This is a genomic window from Novosphingobium sp. CECT 9465 (assembly GCF_920987055.1).
Lineage (GTDB): Bacteria > Pseudomonadota > Alphaproteobacteria > Sphingomonadales > Sphingomonadaceae > Novosphingobium.
Genome location: NZ_CAKLBX010000001.1, coordinates 2,491,738 through 2,512,187, shown reverse-complemented (window position 1 = coordinate 2,512,187; position 20,450 = coordinate 2,491,738). Strand labels below are relative to the sequence as shown.

At 61.6% G+C, this 20,450-nt stretch carries 16 protein-coding genes and 1 tRNA gene; 11 read left to right on the top strand and 6 right to left on the bottom strand.

The genetic code is table 11. From position 1 onward, the window contains the following. Window positions 1-47: 47 nt before the first annotated feature. The 8 genes from secY to LUA85_RS12045 all read left to right on the top strand — a co-directional run bounded on the left by secY (window position 48) and on the right by LUA85_RS12045 (window position 10,471). Window positions 48-1,415 (top strand): preprotein translocase subunit SecY, encoded by a 1,368-nt coding sequence (gene secY / locus LUA85_RS12080; RefSeq protein WP_231470087.1) that lies wholly within the window; start codon window positions 48-50, stop codon window positions 1,413-1,415. 28 nt (window positions 1,416-1,443) lie between these two features. Further along, window positions 1,444-2,094, top strand: coding sequence for an adenylate kinase (locus LUA85_RS12075; protein WP_231470085.1), 651 nt, complete (start codon window positions 1,444-1,446; stop codon window positions 2,092-2,094). Between the two features lie 48 nt (window positions 2,095-2,142). After that, window positions 2,143-2,880, top strand: a complete 738-nt coding sequence (locus LUA85_RS12070; protein ID WP_231470083.1) for an SRPBCC domain-containing protein — start codon at window positions 2,143-2,145, stop codon at window positions 2,878-2,880. Between the two features lie 152 nt (window positions 2,881-3,032). Then, window positions 3,033-4,388, top strand: a complete 1,356-nt coding sequence (gene gdhA, locus LUA85_RS12065; protein WP_231470081.1) for an NADP-specific glutamate dehydrogenase — start codon at window positions 3,033-3,035, stop codon at window positions 4,386-4,388. Between the two features lie 313 nt (window positions 4,389-4,701). Next, window positions 4,702-5,772 (top strand): recombinase RecA, encoded by a 1,071-nt coding sequence (recA, locus tag LUA85_RS12060; protein WP_231470078.1) that lies wholly within the window; start codon window positions 4,702-4,704, stop codon window positions 5,770-5,772. A gap of 200 nt (window positions 5,773-5,972) precedes the next feature. After that, window positions 5,973-6,803, top strand: coding sequence for a class I SAM-dependent methyltransferase (locus LUA85_RS12055; protein ID WP_231470068.1), 831 nt, complete (start codon window positions 5,973-5,975; stop codon window positions 6,801-6,803). A 43-nt stretch (window positions 6,804-6,846) separates the two neighbouring features. After that, the gene (alaS, locus tag LUA85_RS12050) at window positions 6,847-9,492 is read left to right on the top strand and encodes an alanine--tRNA ligase (RefSeq protein ID WP_231470066.1); all 2,646 of its coding nucleotides are present in this window, start codon (window positions 6,847-6,849) and stop codon (window positions 9,490-9,492) included. Window positions 9,493-9,505: 13 nt separating this feature from the next. Next, complete coding sequence (locus LUA85_RS12045; protein ID WP_231470065.1) at window positions 9,506-10,471, top strand: glutaminase; 966 nt, start codon at window positions 9,506-9,508, stop codon at window positions 10,469-10,471. Here LUA85_RS12045 and LUA85_RS12040 read toward each other — a convergent pair. From LUA85_RS12040 to cpdR, 4 genes are all read right to left on the bottom strand, one after another. Next, a complete protein-coding gene (locus LUA85_RS12040; protein WP_231470063.1) occupies window positions 10,468-12,249 on the bottom strand; it encodes a cation:proton antiporter in 1,782 nt (593 codons plus the stop codon). The two genes, LUA85_RS12045 and LUA85_RS12040, sit on opposite strands and share 4 nt — an antisense overlap. 120 nt (window positions 12,250-12,369) lie before the next feature. Continuing rightward, on the bottom strand, window positions 12,370-13,593 hold the full coding sequence (locus LUA85_RS12035) for an NADP-dependent isocitrate dehydrogenase (RefSeq protein ID WP_231470053.1): 1,224 nt from the start codon (window positions 13,591-13,593) through the stop codon (window positions 12,370-12,372). Between the two features lie 196 nt (window positions 13,594-13,789). Then, window positions 13,790-13,864: transfer RNA gene (locus LUA85_RS12030), tRNA-Val, on the bottom strand. Window positions 13,865-13,998: 134 nt separating this feature from the next. After that, window positions 13,999-14,382 (bottom strand): cell cycle two-component system response regulator CpdR, encoded by a 384-nt coding sequence (gene cpdR / locus LUA85_RS12025; RefSeq protein ID WP_231470051.1) that lies wholly within the window; start codon window positions 14,380-14,382, stop codon window positions 13,999-14,001. A 147-nt stretch (window positions 14,383-14,529) separates the two neighbouring features. Here cpdR and LUA85_RS12020 point away from each other — a divergent pair, with 147 nt between their 5' ends. After that, entirely contained in the window at window positions 14,530-15,492 is a 963-nt protein-coding gene (locus LUA85_RS12020; RefSeq protein WP_231470049.1) for an N-formylglutamate amidohydrolase, read from the top strand. A gap of 260 nt (window positions 15,493-15,752) precedes the next feature. Here LUA85_RS12020 and LUA85_RS12015 read toward each other — a convergent pair whose 3' ends face one another. Both LUA85_RS12015 and LUA85_RS12010 read right to left on the bottom strand, forming a co-directional pair. Beyond that, window positions 15,753-16,535 (bottom strand): SapC family protein, encoded by a 783-nt coding sequence (locus tag LUA85_RS12015; RefSeq protein ID WP_231470047.1) that lies wholly within the window; start codon window positions 16,533-16,535, stop codon window positions 15,753-15,755. A gap of 98 nt (window positions 16,536-16,633) precedes the next feature. After that, window positions 16,634-18,052: an FAD-binding oxidoreductase gene (locus LUA85_RS12010; protein ID WP_231470045.1), complete on the bottom strand. Its 1,419-nt coding sequence runs from the start codon at window positions 18,050-18,052 to the stop codon at window positions 16,634-16,636. Between the two features lie 162 nt (window positions 18,053-18,214). Here LUA85_RS12010 and LUA85_RS12005 point away from each other — a divergent pair, with 162 nt between their 5' ends. After that, window positions 18,215-18,805 carry a hypothetical protein gene (locus LUA85_RS12005; protein WP_231470043.1) on the top strand — a complete coding sequence of 197 codons (591 nt, stop codon included), beginning with the start codon at window positions 18,215-18,217 and terminating at the stop codon, window positions 18,803-18,805. A 157-nt stretch (window positions 18,806-18,962) separates the two neighbouring features. Continuing rightward, a complete protein-coding gene (locus tag LUA85_RS12000) occupies window positions 18,963-20,441 on the top strand; it encodes a DEAD/DEAH box helicase (protein WP_231470041.1) in 1,479 nt (492 codons plus the stop codon). Window positions 20,442-20,450: the final 9 nt, after the last annotated feature.

The following is a 20,450-nucleotide window of genomic DNA, read 5'->3' as shown; positions in this document are numbered from 1 at the left end:
GCCGCTCCCACCGCAGGCAGTCTCACAGCAAGGCTTGAACCCCCAAAATGGCATCACGCGCCGATAATATTGCCAGCAACCTCAGTCTGGCCAACTTTTCCAAAGCGACCGAGCTGAAAAAGCGGATCTGGTTCACGGTGGGCGCGCTCATCGTATTCCGGTTCCTCAGCTTCGTGCCGCTGCCGGGTGTGAACCCGCTGATCATGGAGACGCTGTACGATCAGACGCGTGGTGGCGTTCTCGACATTTTCAACGCGTTTTCCGGCGGTTCGCTGGAGCGCATGAGCCTGATTGCGCTGGGCGTCATGCCTTATATCACGGCATCGATCGTGGTGCAGCTCGCCGCCTCGCTTCACCCGTCGCTTGCCGCGATGAAGAAGGAAGGTGAAAGCGGACGCAAGAAGCTCAACCAGTACACCCGCTATGGCGCGGTATTCCTCACAGCGATCCAAGGCTGGGTGCTGGCATCCGGGCTTGAGGCTTACGGTGCATCGAGTGGTTTGCAGGCGGTGGTCAATCCGGGCCTGCTGTTCCGCGTCGGCGCGGTGATCTCGCTGATCGGTGGCACGATGTTCCTGCTGTGGCTGGGTGAGCAGATCACTTCTCGCGGCATTGGCAACGGCGTTTCACTCATCATCATGGCGGGCATCGTTGCCCAGCTTCCGAAATTCTTCGGAAACCTGTTTGACGGTGGCCGTACGGGCGCAATCTCGCCGTTCCTGATCGTCGGCATCGTGATCATGCTGATCGCCCTCGTCCTGGCGATTTGTTTCTTTGAGCGTTCGACCCGGCGCCTGCTGATCCAGTATCCCAAGCGGGCGACGCAGCGCGGCATGATGCAGGCCGATAGCAGCCACCTGCCGTTGAAGCTCAACACCGCCGGCGTGATCCCGCCGATCTTCGCCAGCTCGCTGCTGTTGCTTCCGCTGACGATCACCCAGTTCGCTGGCAATTCGATCTCGCCCGACACCACGATGGGGCAGGTGATCGTCACGCTGAACCAGTATCTGGGTCATGGCAAGCCGCTGTACATGCTGCTTTATGCGGCAGGCATCATCTTCTTCTCATTCTTCTACACTGCGGTTGTGTTCAATCCTGAAGAGACGGCTGGGAACCTCAAGAAAAATGGGGGGTTCATTCCAGGCATTCGTCCAGGCAAGAACACCGCGAATTATCTCGACTACGTGCTGACGCGCATCACCGTGCTTGGTGCTGCCTATATTACCGTCGTTTGCGTGGTCCCGGAATGGATCATGGCCGAGACGGGCATGGGGGCCGTATTCTTCGGCGGAACGAGCCTGCTGATCGTGGTGAACGTGACGGTCGATACCATCACGCAGATCCAGTCACACCTGCTGGCACACCAGTATGGCGACCTTATCAAAAAGGCCAAGCTGAAGGGGCGCCTGCGCTGACGCGCGCAGACAAGAGGGGAGCGAATTCGTGAATATCATCCTGTTGGGGCCTCCGGGCGCGGGCAAGGGGACGCAGGCACAACGCCTGGTCGAACGCCACGGCATGAAGCAACTGTCCACCGGCGATATGCTGCGGGCAGCGGTGAAGGCCGAAACGCCGGTCGGCCTCAAGGCCAAGGCTGTCATGGAAGCGGGTCAGCTGGTGTCGGACGAGATCGTTTCGGCATTGATCGGCGATGAGCTGGACGCAATGCCTGCCGGGCAAGGCGCCATTTTCGATGGCTATCCACGCACCGCGCCTCAGGCCGAATCCCTTGAAGCCATCCTTGCCAGCCGCGGACGCAAACTCGACCATGTGATCGAGCTTGAAGTGAACGAGGACGCCCTGGTTGAACGCATCACCGGGCGCTATACCTGCGCTTCGTGCGGCAAGGGTTATCACGACACGTTCGAAAAGCCTGCGGTTGAAGGTACGTGCGACAAGTGTGGCGGTCACGAATTCAAGCGCCGTCCCGACGATAACGAGGAAACCGTGCGTACCCGCATGGCCGAGTATCGCGCCAAGACCGCGCCGATCCTGCCAATCTACGACGCGAAGGGCATTGTCGCGCGCGTCGATGGCATGGCGGAAATGGACGACGTGACAGCAGCCATTGAGGCAATCTTCACGGCGCGCTAATCATCGTGCCGGTTCGCCCGTCCCGGCGCGGACGGGAGTGTCGATCCGATGCGCAGGCTTTTGATAATTTCGGCGGCGGGGCTTTCGGGCCTCGCCGTTCCTGCATCTGCGGAAGTCATCCAGAAGAGCGATGCGGGCTTTGTCGCCAGAGTGGTCGGTGAGGTGGCCGCAACGCCTGCGGAAGCGTGGAAGGCGTTCGTGACGCCCGCCCAATGGTGGAGCGGGGCACATACATTTTCGGGGGCAGCGGCAAACCTCACGCTGGACCCGACCGCAAACGGTTGCTTTTGCGAAAAGATGCCAGTGCCCAAGGACGCGCCTGCCGGCCAAAAGCCGGGATCGGTGATGCACATGCGGGTGCTTTATGCTGAACCATATCGTGCGCTCCGGCTATCGGGCGGGCTTGGCCCGCTTCAATCCGAGGCTGTTACGGGCACGATGACGGTGACGTTCAAGCCAGTCGACGGTCCTGCGGGCAAGGGCACACGCATCTTGTGGGAATACGTTGTCGGCGGTTACATGCGCTACAAGACCGACACGATTTCCGCTGCGGTGGACAAGGTTCTGGCCGATCAGTTGCTGGGCCTGATCAAGCAGGTCGGGCCATTGAAGCCCGCGCCCGTGGCGACAAGGGCAGACGACATTCTGCCAGAAGACGTTGTGACATCGGACGAGCCTGCGTTCACCCCCGATCCAGCCAAAGATGAGGCGGCGGCCGGTGAATCGGTCAAGGCGGCGCTGGACAGGATGTTCAGGAAGAAGGAGGAAAAGCCTCCGCGCCGATAACAATGCGCATCGCCGCTTTTGCCGCGCGCAAAAGGCGCTAGTCTTACCACCATAACACCGCGACTCGGCCATCCCGGCAGAAGTTGCGGGAAAACGGGCCGCATCTGCCACCACAGGAAGCCCGAAATGGGCTTGGATCAGGGGAGAGTATCGTGGCCGTTTCCGATCATGTCGATTTGCCGACGTTCATGGAGGGCGTGAAAAAGCGCAATCCATACCAGCCGGAATTTGTCCAGGCGGTGCAAGAAGTCGCCGAAGACATCTTCGAGTTCATGCAGGACAAGGAAGAGTATCACTCGCAGCAAATCCTGCGCCGCATTGCGGAGCCTGACCGGGTGGTCTCGTTCCGGGTGTGCTGGGAGGACGACAAGGGCAACATTCGTGTGCAGCGTGGCTGGCGCGTTCAGAACAACAATGCGATCGGTCCCTACAAGGGCGGCATCCGCTTCCACCCTTCGGTAACGGAATCGGTGCTGAAGTTCCTGGCGTTCGAACAGACTTTCAAAAATGCCCTGACGGGATTGCCGATGGGCGGGGGCAAGGGCGGTTCCAACTTCAACCCCAAGGGCAAGAGCGTGCGTGAAATCATGCGCTTCTGCCAAAGCTTCATGACCGAGCTTTATCGCCATATTGGGGCGGACATCGACGTCCCTGCGGGCGACATCGGCGTCGGCGGGCGCGAGATCGGTTTCATGTTCGGCCAGTACAAGCGCATCACCAACAATTTTACGGGCGTGCTGACGGGCAAGGGTCTGGAATGGGGCGGTTCGCTGATCCGCACCGAGGCGACGGGATATGGTGCGGTCTATTTCCTCGCCAACATGCTGGCGACCAGGGGTGAGGATCTTGCCGGCAAGACGGCGGTGATTTCCGGTTCGGGCAACGTCGCCACACATGCCGCAGAGAAGATTGTGCAACTTGGCGGCAAGGTGCTGACGCTGTCTGATTCGGGTGGCTATATCCATGACCCGGACGGGATCGATCAGGAAAAGATCGACTGGGTGAAAAGCCACAAGACGCATCGGCGTGGCCGGATCGAGGAATATGTCGAAGCCTACCCAGGCGCCTCATTCCACGCGGGCAAGACACCATGGGGTGTACCTTGCGATGTCGCGCTGCCCTGCGCCACGCAGAACGAATTGCTGGGCGACGATGCGCGCTTGCTGATCGCCAATGGCTGCAAGGCCGTGGCCGAAGGCGCGAACATGCCGACTGATCTCGACGGTGTGCACGTCTTCAAGGCGGCCAAGATCCTCTACGCGCCGGGCAAGGCATCGAACGCTGGCGGCGTTGCGGTTTCCGGGCTTGAAATGAGCCAGAATTCCGAACGCCGTTCGTGGAAGGAAGAAGAACTGCAGCAGATGCTCAAGGACATCATGGCAGGCATCCACAAGTCCTGCCTTGCCTATGGCGATCAGGGCGGCGGCTATATTGACTATGTCAAAGGCGCCAATATCGCTGGCTTCAAGAAAGTGGCCGATGCCATGCTGGCGTTCGGCGTGGTCTGATCGCGGGCGACTGCGGGCCTGATCTGGATTGTGACCGGGACCGGTTGCAGCGGCGCGAATCATTCGCCGTTGCAACCGGTTCTTTCATTTCCGAAGCATCTCGTGGTTGCTCACGTACCCCCTTTTGAACCTTTCCCACAGGCGCGGGACGCTGCGCCGTGACGGATTTTGCTTTCCGGTATAGAGGTTTGGCAACTGTTGCCTCCATAGTGGAGAAATATTTTCGTTCACCACTTGTTCCATGAGAACGGAACAAGTACATAACCCTTGTTGACGGTTCATGCGAGCCAACTCTAGCAAGGGACAAGTAGCCATGGCGGCACAGCTCAAGCTCATCGAGGAAGGTAAGACCAAGGACATGGATCGTCAGAAGGCGCTCGACGCAGCCCTTGCGCAGATTGATCGTGCGTTCGGCAAGGGTTCGGCAATGAAGCTGGGCTCAAAGGAAACCATGCAGGTTGAAGCCATTTCGACCGGCTCGCTGGGGCTGGACATTGCGCTTGGCGTGGGTGGTCTGCCGCGCGGGCGCGTGATCGAGATCTATGGCCCCGAAAGCTCAGGCAAGACCACGCTGGCCTTGCATGTCATCGCCGAAGCACAGAAGGGCGGCGGCACGGCGGCATTCATCGATGCGGAACACGCGCTCGATCCAGTCTATGCGCGCAAGCTGGGCGTCAACATCGATGAACTGATCGTGTCGCAGCCGGATACGGGCGAACAAGCCCTGGAGATCGTGGATACGCTGGTGCGTTCGAACGCGATTGACGTACTGGTGGTGGACTCGGTTGCTGCGCTTGTGCCCCGTGCTGAAATCGAAGGCGAGATGGGCGACAGCCACGTCGGCCTTCAGGCCCGCCTGATGAGCCAGTCGCTGCGCAAGCTGACCGGCTCGATCAGCCGTTCGCGCTGCATGGTGATCTTCATCAATCAGCTGCGCATGAAGATCGGCGTGATGTACGGCAATCCAGAGACGACGACGGGCGGTAACGCGCTCAAGTTCTATGCCTCGGTCCGTCTCGATATCCGCCGCACCGGGCAGATCAAGGACCGCGATGAAATCGTCGGCAATGCCACGCGCGTAAAAGTGGTGAAGAACAAGGTTGCCCCGCCGTTCAAGCAGGTCGAATTCGATATCATGTATGGTGAGGGTATTTCAAAGATCGGGGAAATTCTCGATCTTGGCGTCAAGGCGGGCGTTGTCGAGAAATCCGGCGCCTGGTTCAGCTACGATTCCATTCGCATCGGGCAGGGGCGTGAAAACTCGAAGAACTTCCTGCGCGACAATCCAGAGATCTGCAACCGCATCGAAGCCGCGATCCGTGGCCGCACCGATCAGGTTGCCGAAGGACTGATGTCAGGCCCGGACGCGGACGACGACACCTGATCCTTCAAGGCGACGACCTGCATTTCGATTTTTGCAGGTGTCAGCCAGAACCAGAAGCCCGCGTGTTCCCCGGCAGGAGCATGCGGGCTTTGGTTGTCATATGCATATATCTGCAGGGCTGCGGATCGCGCGGTTGGTCCTCGCAGTGGTTGGGGTTTGTGCGACTTGTGCTTCGATCAACGCGACCTTACCAGTGACCCATGACGGATAAAGCGCAATGGCAGGGGGGCGTGGGCCGCAACTGGGCGGACGCATGGCAGCGCACTGACATCACGTTCAGTGAACTTACGCCGCGCCTGCTGGCAGCGATCGCCGCCGAACCCGGCCGCAGGATCGTAGATGTCGGCTGTGGCGCGGGAGAGGTTGCCATTGCCATCGCGCTTGCAAGGCCGGATACCTGCGTGACTGGCGTCGATGTTTCGCCCGATCTTGTCGAGGCAGCACAGGCACGCGCGTCCGGCATGTCCGGGGTGTCGTTTGTCCTGGCAAACGCCGCCGAATGGATTGCGCCGGATGGTGCACCGGATCTGTACATATCCCGCCACGGGGTAATGTTCTTCGACGACCCGCCGACGGCTTTTGCGCATCTTGCTGCATCAGCATCACCGGGAGCGCGATTTGTGTTCTCGTGTTTCCGTTCCGCGTCCGAGAATGCCTGGGCGTCGGCCATTGCGGGGTTGCTGTCGCAGGCCCCCGAACCGGAAACCCGGCCTTTCGCCCCCGGACCGTTCGCATTTGCCGAACCGGATCACGTCCGTCTGTGCATGGCGGGCTGGCGCGACGTTGCTTTCGCTCCTGTGGATTTTTCCTATATTGCAGGAACAGGGCCGAATGCAGTCGCCGAGGCGATGGCACTGTTCCGCCGAATCGGTCCTGCAGCATCGGCAATGCGGACCTTGCCCGAACCCGATCGTGCAGATTTCGAAAGCCGTCTGCTTGAACTGGTCGAGGCGCATTGCGATGGCGAAAAGGTCGCCTTTCCTGCAGCGGCCTGGCTGGTAACCGCCACGTCCGATTACAGTCATGGATGAAACGTGCTTGTAGCACGTCCAACGCTCGCCTAATCGGCAGGCTATGACTTCCACGAACGAAATCCGCCGGTCCTTCCTCGATTACTTCGGCTCGCAGGGCCATGATGTGGTGCAGTCCGCACCGCTGGTGCCGTATAATGATCCGACGCTGATGTTCACCAACGCGGGGATGGTGCCTTTCAAGAACGTATTCACGGGTCTTGAGACGCGCGTCGTACCCCGTGCCACATCCTCGCAGAAGTGCGTGCGCGCAGGTGGCAAGCACAACGATCTCGACAACGTGGGTTATACCGCGCGGCATCACACCTTCTTCGAGATGCTCGGAAACTTTTCGTTCGGCGATTACTTCAAGGAGCAGGCGATCACGCATGCGTGGACGCTGCTGACCCGCGAATGGGGCCTGCCGAAAGAAAAGCTGGTTGCCACGGTCTATCACACCGATGACGAGGCGTTCGAGCTGTGGAAGAAGATCGCAGGATTACCGGAAGACCGCATCATCCGCATCGCCACCAAGGACAATTTCTGGGCGATGGGCGATGATGGCCCGTGCGGCCCGTGTTCGGAGATATTCTTCGATCATGGCGATCACATATGGGGTGGCCCTCCCGGATCGCCGGAAGAGGACGGGGACCGTTTCATCGAGATCTGGAACCTTGTTTTCATGCAGTTCAAACAGACTGCGGGCGAGATCACCGGCAACCTGCCCAAGCCCAGTATCGACACCGGCATGGGCCTGGAGCGCATCGCCGCCGTGCTGCAGGGCGAGCATGACAACTATGATACCGATACGTTCAAGGCGCTGATCGCGGCCTCCGAAAGCCTGACCTCGGTCAAGGCCGAAGGCGAACAGCGCGCCAGCCACCGCGTGATCGCCGATCACTTGCGCTCGACCAGCTTCCTTCTGGCCGATGGCGTACTGCCTTCGAACGAAGGGCGCGGTTACGTGCTGCGCCGGATCATGCGCCGCGCGATGCGTCACGCGCACTTGCTGGGCGCGCGCGATCCGCTGATGCACCGTCTGGTGCCGGCGCTGGTTGCCGAAATGGGCGCCGCCTACCCTGAACTGGGCCGTGCGCAGCCGCTGATCGAAGAAACGCTGCTGCGCGAGGAAGTGCAGTTCCGCCGCACCCTTTCGAACGGCCTGAAGCTGCTCGACGAAACCACGGGCGCGCTGGGAGAGGGCGACAAACTTCCCGGCGAAACCGCATTCAAGCTCTATGACACTTACGGTTTCCCTTATGACCTGACCGAGGACGCGCTGCGCGCGCGCGGAATCAGCGTGGACCGTGAAGGCTTCGATGCGGCCATGGCGCAGCAGAAAGCAGCGGCGCGGGCTGCGTGGAAGGGGTCGGGCCAGGCTGCCGACGGCGACGTGTGGTTCGACATCGCCGAGCGCGTCGGCGCGACCGAGTTCACCGGCTACACCGCGACGACCGGAGAGGCGCAAGTCGTCGCGCTGGTGAAGGACGGCAAGGAAGTCGAATCCGTCGGCGCTGGCGAAACCGTCACCGTGATCGTCAACCAGACCCCATTCTATGGCGAGAGTGGCGGCCAGACCGGCGATGCGGGCACGATCACCGGAGCAGACGGCCTTGCGCTGACTGTCACAGATACGGCCAAGCCTCTCGGACGTCTTCACGCGCATAATGCCAAAGTTGACGCAGGCACGATCAAGGTCGGCGATGTGGTGAAACTGGATATCGATGTGGAGCGCCGCGATGCGATCCGCGCGAACCATTCGGCCACACACCTGCTTCACGCCGCGCTGCGCAACCGTCTTGGCGGGCATGTGACGCAGAAGGGGTCGCTGGTCGCGGCTGAACGGTTGCGCTTCGATTTCTCGCAGCCGACAGCGCTTACCGCCGACGATATTGCTGCGATCGAGGCCGAAGTGAACGCGGAAATCCGCGCCAATGAGACCGTATCCACGCGCCTGATGACGCCGGATGATGCCATCGAGGCGGGTGCCATGGCGCTGTTCGGTGAAAAGTACGGCGATGAGGTCCGTGTGCTCAGCATGGGGCGTGCGACGGACAAGCACTATTCCGTAGAGCTATGCGGCGGCACGCACGTACGTGCGCTGGGCGATATCGGGGTGTTCCGCATAGTGTCGGAAAGCGCAGTATCTTCGGGTGTGCGGCGTATCGAGGCGCTGACGGGCGAAGGCGCGCGCAAATGGTTTATCGCGCGCGAGGAGGCGCTGAAAAACACGGCATCGCTTCTGCGCACGACGCCTGAGGATGTCGAGGCGCGCGTGGCCGCGCTGATGGACGAACGCAAGAAGCTGGAGCGCGAACTTGCCGAGGCAAAGAAGGCGCTGGCACTGGGCGGTGGTTCGGCCAAATCCGAACACGCCGACGAAGACGTGGGCGGGGTGAAGTTCTCCGGGCAGGTGCTCGAAGGATTGGACCCCAAGGACCTGCGCGGGCTTCTCGACCAGGCCAAGCAGCGCATGGGTTCAGGCGTGGCGGTGATCGTCGCGGTGAACGAGGGCAAGGCGAGCATTGCCGCTGCGGTGACCGAGGACCTTGTGGGCAAGGTCAGCGCCGTCGATCTGGTGCGCGCGGGCGTCGCGGCGCTGGGCGGCAAGGGCGGCGGTGGCCGTGCAGACATGGCGCAGGGCGGCGGGCCGGATGGGGCCAAGGCTGCCGATGCGGTTGCCGCGGCGAAGGCTGTGCTGGCAGGGTGAAGGGCTTCGTGCGATGGTAAATCCCATGGACGCCATCGCCGCCCCAGACATCGCCAGCATCGTGGCCGACATCGCTGCGGAAATGCGTGACGTTTCCGAGCGGGGCACCGTGGCAACGTACATTCCGCCGCTGGCGCAGGTTTCGCCGGACAGGTTCGGCATGGCCGTGGTCATGGCCGATGGCGCGGTTCATGTGGCCGGAGATGCGGACGCAGCCTTTTCGATCCAGTCGATTTCCAAGGTCTTCGCACTGACTCAGGCGCTGGGTGCAGTGGGGGACCAGTTGTGGCAGCGCGTTGGCCGCGAGCCTTCGGGCAGCGCCTTCAATTCCATCGTCCAGCTTGAAACGGAACATGGCATTCCGCGCAATCCGTTCATCAATGCCGGGGCCATCGTGCTGTGCGATGTGTTGCTTGGGCGGCATGAACCGCGCGAGGCGATCGGGCAGATGCTGCGTTTCGTGCGCATGCTGGCGGGCGACGAGGCAGGATCGATCACGATCGATGAAGCGGTGGCCCATGCCGAACAGGACACCGGATTTCGCAACATGGCGCTGGCCAATTACATGCGCGCTTTCGGCAATATCCGCGCGCCGGTGGAGCGGGTTCTTGGCGTCTATTTCCACTTCTGCGCGCTCGCGATGACCTGCCGCGAGCTGGCCATGGCCGGGCGTTACCTGATGGACGGCGGGCGCGTGGACGGCCACTCCATCGTTACGGCCAGTCGTGCACGGCGCATCAACGCGCTGATGATGTCATGCGGACACTATGACAATTCGGGCGATTTCGCATTCCATGTGGGGCTGCCGGGAAAATCGGGCGTGGGCGGTGGCATTCTCTCGGTCGTGCCGGGCGTCGCCAGTATTGCAGTATGGTCACCCGGCCTCAACGCCAGCGGCAATTCGCAACTGGGCACTTTGGCGCTCGAACGGCTCGTCCAGCGCACCGGGTGGAGTGTTTTCGAGCCGCGTTCGTTTTAGGCGCGTTCTCGCAGAGACGCAGATTTCAGCTTTGGCAGCGAGTTCAATTCGCCCTCTTCCTTGATCTTCTGGCGGAATTCGTCGCGCTTTTCGTGGATCGAGGCGATGACGGGTCCCATCGGGAACCCAAGATCGACCAGCACGGCCTCGGACAATTGCAGCGAGCTTTCGAGCGTTTCGGGCACCGCGTGGCTGGCCCCGGCCTTGTAGAGTTCGGCGGCGTGGGCGGCATCGCGGGCGCGCACGATGATCGGCAGATCGGGGTGGGCGTTGCGCAGGCGCTTGACCATGCGCAGGATCAGGACGGGTTCGTCCATCGTCAGGATCATCGCGCGGGCATTGTCCAGGCCCAGACGCTGGATTGCGGTCTCGCTGTCGACATTGCCGAACAGGACCGGGAGACTCTCCTTGCGCGCGGCCTTGACGATCGCCGGATTGCTGTCGATGCCAAGCCAGGTCGCGCCGTGGACTGTCAGCATGTCGGAAATCAGGCGGCCGACGCGGCCGAACCCCATGACGACCACGCGGTCCCCTTCCGGTTCGGCGACCGGCATCGATTGCCCGGCATCGGCCGGTTCCTTGTGAAGACGACCGGCCCAGGTTTCGCCGAGCTTGGCCAGCATCGGCGTGATCGTCAGGCCGATTGCGGTGACGATCTGCCAGAATTGCGCGGTCTCGCGGTCAATCAGTGCGGCTTCTGCAGCGGCGGTCAGCACGATCAGTGTCGTTTCCGATGGGCTGGCCATCAGGATACCGGTCTGGAGCGCGGTCGCGCGGTTCTTGCCCATCGCGCGCAGGGCAAAGCCGGTGACGAGAGACTTGAGTACCACGACACCGAGCACCGCAGCGGTGAGCGGCATGATCTGCGCCCAGACCACGCGCAGATCGATTCCCATGCCGACAGTGATGAGGAATACGCCAAGCGCGAGGCCCTTGAACGGCTTGCTAATCGCCTCGACTTCGGTGTGGTATTCGGTTTCTGCGATGAGCAGGCCTGCCAGCAGCGCGCCCATGATGGGCGAGAGGCCGACCATCGACGTGGCCAGTGCCGAGGCAATGACCACGAGCATCGTTGCCGCCAGGAACAGTTCCGGGCTTTTCGTCTGCGCGGCCTGCGCGAACAGGCGCGGCAGGAGCATGCGGCCGAACACGAGCAGCGCTGCGACCACCAGTGCGCCGTAGATCAGTGTCTCGCCCAGGCTGGGACCAGCGTCGGCAATGGCATATGGCGCGAACGCACCAAGCAGGAAGATGATCGGGACAAGCGCGATATCTTCGAACAGCAGCATCGCAAGTGCGGCACGACCGACCGGGCCTTGGGTCCCGGAAATCGGCAGGACAAGCGCGGTCGAGGAAAGCGCAAGCGCCAGCCCAAGACCGAATGCGCCGCTGATCGGCAGCCCCGTGGCGATCAGCGCGCCGGAAAGCAGCAGCGCCGATAGGCCCAGTTCCATCGCGCCCAGCCCGAATACAAGGCGGCGCATGTCCCACAGGCGATTGAAGGACAGTTCGAGGCCGATCTCGAACAGGAGCAGGATGATGCCGAATTCGGCAAATGGCGTGATCGCGGCCTGATCGGTTATCGTGACATGATAGAGCCAGGGATATTGGCTTACCAGCGAACCAAGCCCGAAAGGTCCTACGGCAAGCCCGACCAGAATGAACCCGATGATCGGCGTGATGCGCAGACGGGCAAAGGCCGGGATGACGATTCCGGCTGCTCCAAGAACCACCAGTACGTCGGAAAGTGCGGTAGTCGGTTCGAGATTGCCTGCCATACCCGAAGGTTAGGGAAGGGGGTCGCGTGTGTCACGGTGAAACGCGTTTAGAACTGTTATCAAAAAACAAAAAGGCCCCGGCGCGAACCGGGGCCTTTTGTGTGTGACGGTGAGAGCCGGTTACGCCCCCTTCGCCATTTCCGCTTCGAGGTTCTCGACGATGGCCTCGAAGAACTTTTCCGTGGTCATCCAGGCCTGGCTTGGACCGATGAGCAGGGCGAGATCCTTGGTCATCTTGCCGCTTTCGACGGTTTCGATGCAGACGCGCTCCAGCGTTTCGGCGAACTTCACCACTTCGGGGGTTTCGTCGAACTTGCCACGATACATCAGGCCGCGCGTCCAGGCGAAGATCGACGCGATGGGGTTGGTCGAGGTCTGCTTGCCCTGCTGGTGCTGACGGTAGTGACGCGTGACGGTGCCGTGAGCCGCTTCGGCTTCGACCGTCTTGCCATCCGGGGTCATCAGCACCGAAGTCATCAGGCCGAGCGAGCCGAAGCCCTGCGCCACGGTATCGGACTGTACGTCACCATCATAGTTTTTGCATGCCCAGACGAACTTGCCCGACCACTTGAGCGCCGATGCGACCATGTCGTCGATCAGGCGATGTTCGTAGACGATGCCGGCTGCGGCGAACTTTTCCTTGAAGCCTTCGGTGTCGAACACTTCCTGGAACAGGTCCTTGAACCGGCCGTCATAGGCCTTGAGGATGGTGTTCTTGGTCGACAGGTAAACCGGCCAGCCGAGGTTGAGACCGTAGTTGAGGCTGGCGCGCGCGAAGTCGCGGATCGAATCGTCAAGGTTGTACATCGCCATGGCAACGCCTGCCGAAGGATACTTGAACACTTCGCGATCGATGACTTCGCCATTGTCGCCTTCCCAGACGAGGCGCAGCTTGCCGGGACCGGGCACGAGGAAATCGGTGGCGCGATACTGATCGCCATAGGCATGACGGCCAACCACGATCGGATCGGTCCAGCCCGGAACCAGGCGAGGCACGTTCTGGATCACGATCGGTTCGCGGAACACCACACCGCCAAGGATATTGCGGATCGTGCCGTTGGGCGACTTCCACATCGACTTGAGATTGAATTCCTCGACGCGCTGTTCGTCAGGCGTGATCGTGGCGCACTTCACGCCTACGCCATACTGCTTGATGGCATTGGCGGAATCGATCGTGATCTGGTCGCCCGTCTCGTCACGCTTCTGGACCGAGAGGTCGTAATATTTGAGATCGATATCAAGGTAAGGAAGGATCAGGCGTTCGCGGATCCATTCCCAGATAATCCGGGTCATTTCGTCGCCGTCGATTTCGACGACCGGGTTTTTTACCTTGATCTTCGCCATGTCCGTCCTGTCTTTCAAGCTGGGGAGATAAGTTGCGTTTTCCCTTAGCAGAGAGGCGCGTCTGCGCAAGAAGCCGCGCTAAAATGGTATGGGCGGCGGGTAAAGCGCCAGCGCTTGGCCGAGGGGGCGGGCAGGGCGGGATCGTTCCAGCGGGCCGCAAATGAAAAACCCCGCCGTAGCGGGGTTTTCGTGCCGATGGTGGGCGTAGCAAGGATTGAACTTGCGACCCCTACGATGTCAACATAGTGCTCTACCACTGAGCTATACGCCCGCACCATCATGCGTCCCGGTGGCGGACAGGTTGTCCCTGACGCCTTCGGGAAGCGGCCCATTAGCCCCGGCATCTGGCCAAGGCAAGGGGGTATTTGCAACCTTCGGGCGTGGAACATTCCGATGCGCTGCAATTCACGGCTTGTGCGACCCCGCAAAGGCGGCATCTTCGAAAATGCGCTCAACCTCCAGGACCAGATCCTTGAGATGGAACGGTTTGGACAATACGCGCGCCTGCGGTGCCTCGCGGTTCGCCTTCAGGGTTACCGCCGCGAATCCCGTGATGAACATGACTTTCGTGGTCGGGCTGATTTCAGCGCAGCGCTGCGCGAGTTCGATGCCGTCCATTTCCGGCATGACGATGTCCGAGAGCAGGAGGTCGAAGTGCTCCTGTTCCAGAAGCGGGATTGCCGCCGTACCACGATCCACCGAAGCGACGGAGAATCCGGCATTTTCCAACGCGCGTGAAAGGTAAGTGCGCATCGCCTCTTCATCTTCGGCGAGCAGGATCCGGATCATGGCCAACCTTTGCATGTTTGTATGAGTCACATCGCGGCATCTGCGCGCCGCCTGAGCAACACGTCATAACCTGACGGGGTTAACATTCTGCAGTCTTCGGCATCGCACTTTTTTGACTTCGGCGCGAATCGGTTGCACGATTTGGTCATGCAGGAGTTTGGCAAGCAAGCGGGAGATTCGACGCTGGTGCAAGGCGGGTGGATACCCGGCAATCCCGGTGTCCCGGCCTATTCATTGAAAACACGCGATCCATCCCCGATACCGGTCGTGATCGCCGTGCCTCACGCCGGACGGGCCTATGCCAAATCGCTGCTCGACCGGATGCGCCACCCGGCATTTGCAGCGCCCCGTCTTGAAGATCGCTACGCCGACCTGCTGGGCGAAGCCGTCTCGCGTGAGACTGGCGCCGCGCTGCTGGTGGCACATGCACCGCGCGCCATGCTCGATCTCAACCGGTCGTGTGACGATGTTGACTGGGAGATGATGGGCGGTCTGCCGGCGGACGCTTCGGCCACGCCAAGCACGTTCGGACGCCGTGCCCGCAGTGGCCTGGGGCTGGTGCCACGCCGTCTGCCGGGCTTGGGGGAATTGTGGAAGCGACGCATGGACCATGCAGAACTTCAGGAACGCATTGGCGCCATTCACCAGACCTATCATAGCGCGCTTGCCACCACGCTCGAACAGATTCGCGATCGCTGGGGGGCAGTGCTGCTGATCGATCTGCACTCGATGCCGCCGCTCGCAGTCCGATCGCCGGGGGAAGGGGCGCCGGAGTTCGTTATCGGTGACCGATTCGGCGCTTCATGTGACGGCGGCATCATCGGCACGGCATTCACCGTTCTTTCCGAATCGGCCCGTCGCGCCGCTCACAATCAACCTTATGCCGGCGGCTATGTGCTGGAACGGCATGCCCGGCGGCTGGAAGGCCTCCATTGTCTTCAGCTTGAGATCGACCGCACCTGCTATCTGGACGCACGGCTCGCCGAGCCTGGGGCCGGATTTGGCGCGACGGTCGACCTGTTGATCGGACTGGTGCGCAGGCTTGCGGTTGATGTGGCCGACATGGGCCGCACGTCCGATCGCGGGCGCTGGCGCGCTGCCGCTGAATAGCAAGTTTCGGACTGGCCACGAAAAAACCACCTGGAGACGTGCTCCAGGTGGCCAAGGTTCAGGGAGGAGGTGCACCGAAGGTGCACCAGTTACGCTGGGCCATGAGGGGAGCCGCAACGCAACGACTCCTAAATAGGGGACCCCGGTTGCCGTCGCAAGTGGTTTCGAGGGAAAATTGTCACACCCCAAGGAAAAAGGCGACGAACCGTTGGGTCCGTCGCCTTTTTGTTTGATGTGTGGCCGAAATGCTTCGGCCAAAATTATTGCGCAGGCACAGCCACGGCAGGAATCGGCCCTTTGCCCAGTTGCACTTGAGCGCCAAACACCTGGCTGATCAATTCCAGCGAGAACAAGTGAGCATAAAGCAATGGCAGAAGTCCGCTCTGCGCCCAGCCGCGCAATACGTCGCCACGCGTTTCGCGCAGCTTTTCCTGATTCACCATCTGGAAGCCACGGTAGATGAAAGGCTGTTCGTTGCCCTGCTGCTGGATGGCGACTTCACCTTCCATCAGCAGGTCATGCTTCTTCAACTCGTCGATGAAGGCTTGCGTCCGCTGGCCGGCCTGTTCGAACTGCTCGCAAAAGCCGAGTGCGGCTTTGGTCGCTTCGGAAGGCTGGCCATCGGCGAACAGGTCCTGCCCTTCGCCGACCGAATCACCGATCAGGCCCGACGATGGATCGAAGCACAGCGAAAGCTCTTCGCTGCTGGGGTTCAGCTTGGCGAGGAGGAAGGGGTAACGACGGACGTAGGCCGGGATATAGATCGGCTGGGTAACCTTGCCGTCTGCATCGACAAAGACGTTCACGCCTTCGTTCAGGCCCATCAGCGCCAGCGGCACCGGATTGTCACCCGATGCAAAAATGATTGGATAATGGCGCGCAGCTTGCGGAAATTCCTCTGCCGTCAAAGGGATGGCATGCTGGCCGATCAGCCACGGGGCTGCATCCGCATTCTTGGCCTTCCACGTTGCATGGTCGCGGCTGTTGAGCGGCATGAGGTCGTTATAGAACATCGGCAGGTTGGCTTGCGGCGCGCTGGCCATTTGGCATCTCTCCAGATTCAACAGGTAACGCGCGGCACGCCGCGGTACTGGCGGGAACGGCGGTTCTTAGGGGCTGGCAGGAAGCCGCGCAAGCGGCGTCAGACAAGCTTTCCTGGGTTCATCAGCCCCTGAGGGTCCAGTGCCTGCTTGATCGCACGCATCATGGCCAGAACCACAGGGTCCGCCAGGCGCTCAAGCTCGTCGCGCTTCAGGCGGCCGATGCCATGTTCCGCCGAGATCGAACCGCCCCATTGCGTAACCATGTCGTGCACTTGCCGGCTGATTGCCTTGCCGTCCCGCGCCTCCCACGCCACGCGGTCGCTGCCCGTTGGCGCGATGACATGGAAGTGGACATTGCCATCGCCAAGATGGCCGAAGCACACCGCGCGGGTTCCCGGCCAATCGGCTTCGAGCCGGGGCACGGCGGCTTCCACGAAGGCAGGCATCTGTTCGACCGGCACGGAAATATCGTGCTGCATGGCCGGGCCGATCGCCCGCTCTGCCGGAGAAATGGTTTCCCGAATCAGCCAGAGCCGTTCTGCCTGGTCTTCGCTGGCGGCAATCGTGGCGTCCTGGATCAGACCACGTTCGAAAGCCTGTGCCAGCAGGGTCTCAGCCACTTCGGGGAGTTTGTCTGCCATGGCAGGATCGCCCGCGACAAGTTCGATCAGTGCATGCCAGGCATGCGGCGCGGCCAGCGGTGCGCGCGCATCAGGCAGATAGGCAAGCACCGCTTCGAGGCTGTGCTGGGGCAGCACTTCGAACCCTTCGAGCAGATCGCCCGCCATGGATTGCGACAGCAGCAACAGCGCGCGGGCATCATGGAGCGAATTTGCCCCTGCCCACAGCACGGTGCGCCCTGCCATGCCAGGTTCGAGCTTCAGGGTTGCCGCCGTGACGATGCCGAGCGTACCCTCCGATCCGATCAGCACCTGCTTCAAATCGAACCCGCGATTGTCTTTCTTCAACGGTGTCAACTGGTTGAAGATCGACCCGTCGGCCAGAACACCTTCAAGCCCCAGCACCAGCGCGCGCATCGATCCGTGCCGCAGCACTTGCGTTCCGCCCGCGTTGGTCGAAACAAGGCCGCCGATCGTCGCCGATCCCTTGCCCCCCAGTGACAGCGGAAAGCGAAGGCCGACGCGCTCAGCTGCCTCGTGCAGCACTTGCAGGATCACGCCTGCCTCGACCGTGGCGGTGCGTGCTTCAGGATCGAGCGCCACGATCCGGTTCATCCGGCGCAACGAGAGGAGAAGTTCGTTCCCGCTCTCGAATGGGGTGGCTCCGCCTGACATGCCGCTGTTTCCGCCCTGCGGCACGATCGGTACGCCATGGCGCGCGCAGAGGGCGACCAGCGCCGCCACTTCGGCGGTATTTGCAGGTGAGGCCAGCGCCAGCGCACTGCCGGTATAGCGTCCGCGCCAGTCGGTCAGCCAGGGCGCGATGTCGTCCGGGGCGGCGGTCAGCCCTTTCGATCCGAGCAGGCGCGCAGCTTCATCAAGGAATTCGGTGGTCATGGTAACTTCGGCTATGGTCCCGTCGACGCAAGAGCAATTCATTTTTCGCGACCGCGGGGTTAAGCCAAGGTTCAAGCCTCGCGGGTAGGGGTGAAGCGACAAGGCAGGCAGGTCAGGGCTGCCATCCTGTGATCGAGGCCGAAGAGGGTATTTACACCGCACATGCCCAGCATTGCCCATCTTCTTGCGCCATTGGCGCTGCTGTTTACGGCCGAGGAGATGGCTGTGCCTGCCCGGAACGAGGCTGCTGCGGACGCGGGGCTGGAGGCGCAATGGGCGGCCGCGACCATGCCCGCAGGGCCGCCCATTGCAGCTGAACCTGTAGAAGTCGGCGCCTTTTCGGCGTTTCTTGCCGACGGTCTGGCAGATGATACCTGGAATCAGGTGCGGATCGAGCAACGCATGATCATTCGCATCGCGCCGCGCATGCCGGGCCAGATGTTCACGCTGCCATCACGTCCCCCCCAGCAACCGCGATTTTTCGAACGCAAGACGGCAAAGTGCCTGCCGATCACGAGCATTGCCGGCGTCCAGCCCGAATCATCGGACCGGCTGATGCTGATTACCCGCAACCGCAAGCTGATCGGCGCTAGCCTCGACAAATCCTGCCGCGCGCGCGATTTCTATTCCGGGTTCTATGTCGAGCAGAACGCCGATGGGCAGCTTTGCGCCGGGCGCGACATCATTCATTCACGCGCCGGTGCGAACTGCGCAGTTACCAAGCTGCGCGAACTTGTACCGGACGACGAATGATCCTCCACATCGGTACTTTGCCGACCTTGAGGAATTGTTGACTTTTCGCCGCAAATCGGCATAGCGCGCGGACGGTGTTGGCGCTTCCCCTTGCGGGCCGCTGTCCAACTGGCGCCATGAATTTTGCGCCGCCTCTTGTTTTCGGAACATTGCCTGCATGAAGTTTGCCGACCTCGGCCTCTCGGATGAATTGCTCCAGTCGGTTCTCGACGCCGGCTATGATGAGCCAACTCCGATTCAGGCGCAGGCGATTCCATCGGTCCTGATGATGCGTGACATCATCGGTATCGCGCAGACGGGCACGGGCAAGACTGCCGGCTTCGTCCTGCCGATGATCGACATTCTGGCTCATGGCCGCCGCCGCGCGCTGATGCCGCGTTCGCTCATTCTTGAACCCACGCGGGAACTTGCGGCGCAGGTTGCCGAGAATTTCGAAAAGTATGGCAAGAATCACGACCTGAAGATGGCGCTGCTGATCGGCGGCGTGCAGATGGGTGATCAGGTCAAGGCACTACAGGACGGCGTCGACGTGCTGATCGCCACGCCGGGCCGCCTGATGGACCTGTTCGAACGCGGCAAAATCCTGCTGACTGGCTGCGATCTGCTGGTGATCGACGAGGCTGATCGCATGCTCGACATGGGGTTCATCCCCGACATCGAAAATATCTGCACTAAACTGCCAGCCCAGCGCCAGACGCTGCTGTTTTCGGCCACGATGCCGCCACCGATCAAGAAGCTGGCCGACAAGTTCCTTTCGAATCCCAAGACGATCGAAGTGGCGCGGCCCGCCAGCACCAATACCAGCATCGTCCAGCACAAGGTGCGCTGCACCACCCGTGCCAAGCGCGATGTGCTGCGCCACCTGCTGCGCACCGATAACGTATCCACCGCGATCGTTTTTGCCAACCGCAAGACGACCGTGCGGGAACTCGCCAAATCATTGCAAAGCCATGGCTTTGCCGCTGGTGAAATCCATGGTGACATGGACCAGAACGCGCGCAACGCCGAACTGCAGAAGTTCAAGGATGGCGTCATCACCATCCTGTGCGCCTCCGATGTCGCCGCGCGCGGGCTTGACGTGAAGGGTGTGAGCCACGTGTTCAACTTCGACACGCCATGGCACCCCGACGATTACGTCCACCGCATCGGTCGCACTGGCCGCGGCGGGGCAACGGGTCGCGCCTTCACGCTGGTTTCGGACGACGATATCGAATCGATCGAAAACGTCGAGAAACTGCAGGGAACCAAGATTCCCGAATTCAAGATCGACATGGGCGGCACAGGCGACAAGGCCGAAGCCAAGCCCCGTGCCGAGCGCGAGGCCGGTGCGGAGCCAAAGCGCGAACCGCGGGGCCGTGGCGGACGGTCCAAGCGCCCCGAACGCGAAGTGGCCGTCGAAGCGGCCGTTGTCGAAACTCCGGCTGTAGAAGCGCGCGCCGCGCGCAAGGAACGCCCCGCGCGTGAGCCACGCCCCGCGCGTGAGCCACGCAATGCGCCGACCGAACCACGCATTGCCGAGCCGAGCCGCGCCCTGCGCTCCGAACCCACACCGCGCCGCGACAGCATCGATCCGCCAGCCCAGGCGGGGGAATGGAACGGCCCGGTTCCGGGGTTCCTGAGCGTTTCGGCGCTCTGACTTTTCCCT